This is a genomic window from Streptomyces sp. CB01881 (genome assembly GCF_002953255.1).
In the GTDB taxonomy this organism is placed as follows: Bacteria; Actinomycetota; Actinomycetes; order Streptomycetales; family Streptomycetaceae; genus Kitasatospora.
Genome location: NZ_CP026498.1, coordinates 11,094,875 through 11,098,249, shown reverse-complemented (window position 1 = coordinate 11,098,249; position 3,375 = coordinate 11,094,875). Strand labels below are relative to the sequence as shown.

The 3,375-nt window shown below is 73.0% G+C and carries 3 protein-coding genes and 1 pseudogene; 2 read left to right on the top strand and 2 right to left on the bottom strand.

Going from position 1 to position 3,375, the window contains the following annotated elements:
- Nucleotides 1-580 (bottom strand): annotated as a pseudogene (locus C2142_RS37765) (IS21 family transposase); the annotation flags it as partial.
- Nucleotides 581-1,462: 882 nt separating this feature from the next.
- Complete coding sequence (locus tag C2142_RS37760; RefSeq protein WP_148647301.1) at nt 1,463-2,257, bottom strand: hypothetical protein; 795 nt, start codon at nt 2,255-2,257, stop codon at nt 1,463-1,465.
- A 441-nt stretch (nt 2,258-2,698) separates the two neighbouring features.
- Here C2142_RS37760 and C2142_RS37755 point away from each other — a divergent pair, with 441 nt between their 5' ends.
- Complete coding sequence (locus C2142_RS37755; RefSeq protein WP_148647300.1) at nt 2,699-3,010, top strand: DUF6247 family protein; 312 nt, start codon at nt 2,699-2,701, stop codon at nt 3,008-3,010.
- The gene (locus C2142_RS37750; RefSeq protein ID WP_148647299.1) at nt 3,007-3,267 is read left to right on the top strand and encodes a hypothetical protein; all 261 of its coding nucleotides are present in this window, start codon (nt 3,007-3,009) and stop codon (nt 3,265-3,267) included. Before C2142_RS37755 ends, C2142_RS37750 begins: the two co-directional genes overlap by 4 nt.
- Nucleotides 3,268-3,375: the final 108 nt, after the last annotated feature.

Below are 3,375 nucleotides of genomic sequence, written 5' to 3'. Positions count from 1 at the left end.
TGAACGCCTCCAGGTGGCCTTCCAGGAACGCCTCCTGGGACGCGGTCGCATAGACCCGGTGCACCGCCTTGCCCGAGTAGGACAGCCGCAGCGTGAACAGCACGCACTTGCGCCGCTGCCCGGCCAGGTCCAGCCAGAAGTCCGCGAAGTCGACCTCCGCTTCCTCGCCCGGCCTCTTCGCCTGCGGCACCATCCCGTCCAGGTGCCGGCGTCCCTCCAGCGCCTCCGCGCGGATCTCCGGGCGCCGCTTGGACACGTAGTCCCAGACCGTGGTGGGGCGGGCGAGCTCGAAGTCGTGCTCCGCGGCCAGGCGCTCGATGATCCGCGGGATCGTGTGCTTCTGCTTCGCCGGCGCGTCCAGGTCCTCGCGCAGCATCGCGTCGATGAAGCCCTTTACCGGCTCCAGCACGCTCTTGCGCGGCGGCGGCGACTTCCGCTTCGGCGGCACCGGCGACTCCAACGCCTTCTTCACCGTGTTCCGCGACACCTTGAACCGCACCGCGAGCTCCCGCCCCGACAGCCCCAGCTCACGCTTGGCCCGGCGGATCCTCTCGAACAGCCACTCACGTGACCTGTGCACCAGCGGTCTCCCTGACCTGGACCGTGATCAACAGGCACAGAGTGGCGGCCAGACGGCGCAAGCCCCCGCGATTACTCCGAAAGCGGCATGTTCCACACCATCACACCGACTGGCTCCCAAACTCACCGAAGATCCACCGGCTCCCCAACAGACCGAAGCCGTGGCTCTACTTCACCCCGTAGAAAGCACCGGGGCCGACGGCCGTTCCCAGGGCGGGCGAGCGGCAAGTCACCCACCGCCGGCCTGGGCCCGGCAAGGCGGTCGGCCCGCGTGGCGTCTGCCGGTGTACCGGGCGCTTCCCGAAGCCGAGGAAGCCGCCGCCGCGGCCCGGGCCGACGAGGACCTGCCCCCCGCGCGTCCTGCGCCCCGAAGATCCGCTCACCACCGAGGAGACCGACCTGCGCGAGCGCCTGGTCGCCCGGCGTGCCGCGCTCACCGCTGCCGGCCGCGAGGAGGTGCGCCCATGATCCCCGGCCCGCACCAGCTCAAGGGCGGCGCGCTGCAGCTCGACGCCGAGGAGCCCGGCCTGCCCGGACCGTATGGACGCCCGGCCGGCGCAGCGCGGGGGCGCCGCGCTGTGAGCGGGGGAGCCGAAGTGGGCCGGCTGCCATTGCGTTGCATGTATCTGTCCGCGGCCCCGCCCGCGTTGTTCCCGCGGGTCGCCGTCCGGCCGCTCCTGCGGCTGCCGTCCGGCGGGGTCTTGCAGATCGATCGGGATATGTCGGTGCATGCTGCTCCCCGCCACGCGGGTCCTGCTTGCCTGTGCCGCGGGGCAGTCGGCCGGATCTCCTGATCTCGGCCGGCGGGATCGCGCCGCACCGGATCCCGTCCGGCGGAAAGTCGCGGGGCCCTGGGCCGAGCCGGACGCCCGCCGCCGGGCAGTCAGCTCCCGGCCCGGCCATCCACCACCGTGTAGAGGCCGCGCCCGGTCCGCTGCGCGCGCGCGTCCTTGGCGAGGCGCTCCAGCCTGGTGCGCACCGCGTTGATGTTTCCCTCGAGGGCCTCCAGGCCCAGCCGCTCGGTCACCTCGCGGGCGCGCAGCGGGCCCCCGGCCTGGGACAGCACCTCAAGGACGCTGTCCGCGTCCGCGACCTTCCGCCGCCGACCCGCCTGCGGCGCTGACGCATCGATGGGAGGCTTGCCGCCGGCAGGGCCCGCTGGTGCCGCTGGCGCCGTCTTCCTGGCTGTGGGCACCCGCTTCGCCGCAGCCTTGGGCCCGGTGTCCGCCGACGCCTTCCCGGCAGCCTTCTTCGCGCCGGAGACCGGGGCCTGCTTTCCCCGGGCGGGTGTGGCCTTCTTCGCCGCCCCCGCCTTCCTGGCAGGCGCCTTCTTGGCGGCCGCCCTCTTCTTGGCCCCGGCCGCTGCAGCGGCGGGCCCCTCCGGCGAGGGGGGCGCCTGCTCCTGGACCGGCTCGGCCGCCGCACCGGCGTCCTGTACGGCCTCCTCCGGGGCCGCCGTCACCTCGGTGCTCGGCTCGCCCGGGCCGTCGAGGAGAGTGCCGGACAGCAGCCGCAGCCCCTCGAGCGCCTTGGTGATGGCCTCTTCCTCCGCGGTGACGGCGGCGAGTTCCGCCTCCGCCCGGCTGCGCCGCTCCCGCACAGCAGGCAGCTGCGCCTTCAACAGGGCGATCGTCGAGCCCACACCGCTGTCCGTGCCGAAGGTGCTCCCGTTTCCCACAACCACTCCCACCGCGTCGTCGATCACCAGCTGTAGCAGCGAATGTACGGCTCACCGGGCAGGCCGTACGGGGATTGCGGAAAAGTCGCCCGCCAGGGCGGACGGACCCTGACGGCGCACCACCGCAGGCGCGGCCGGCTTCGGGGCTGTCAGGGAGGCCGTCCTGGAGTCAGATGGCAAGCAGGTGCCGGACCAGGCGCGCGGCCGTCAGGTCGGCGCCCGGAGCCTGAGGGGCGGGTACACCCGGGCATCCACTGCTCCGTCGGGCCGAGGCCGGCGGCCGTCCGGCCCGGGCGTTGGGGCGGTACGGCCCGGGCGCACCGGGCCGAAGGCCCAGCCGGATTCGAGAATCGGTCAACGGCGGAACAATTCGGCCCATGCCTGCCGTCGCCTGTACCCGATTGCCGTACCGTGACGGACGACGAAGAAGCGGAGGACCCCATGAGCGCCCAGCCCGATCATCTTCCTGCCCCACCGCCGGCCCCGGCCCCGCGCGCGGCGGCGCAACTGCTGGCCCGCATTCGCGCCGAGCGGCCCGAACGCTCCGCGAGGTGGCTTCCGGCCTTCGAACGGGACTGGGCCAAGGCGCTGGAGGACTCCCGCCAGACCTACGACCTCTCCCCGCTGCACGAGGTCGTCCGCCACTGGCAGGTCCGTCTGGACAGCGCACCGGCGGTCGACGCCTTCGTCGCCGGCGGCATGGACGACGAGGATGGCATCGACTTCGTCGAGTTCACCGGGGCCCGCCCGTGAGCGATCGGGCCTGGCCCGCCCGCCTGTCCCCGCAGGCCGGCAAAGCCTTTGTCGAACTCCCCCCGCACGTCCAGCAGATGGCCGGCGACCTGCTCGACATCGCCTCCTGCGCCCCCTGGGGATGGCCTCAGTGGGACGCCACCGACCCCGAGGGTGAGGACATGCGCTGCGCCTCCATCGGCCAGCTCAGCCTCGTCTACCTGGTCAACCGCTTGTCCGGGCGCCTGCACGTCATCAGCATCGTCTGGCTGGGCTGACGCAAGCCAGCCCCCGTCGATGCTGCTGATCGACCTGCACGGTGTGACGCTCATGGCCTCCTCGGGCCTCAACGCCCTGCTGCTCAGCCGGATCGAAGCCGCCCGACA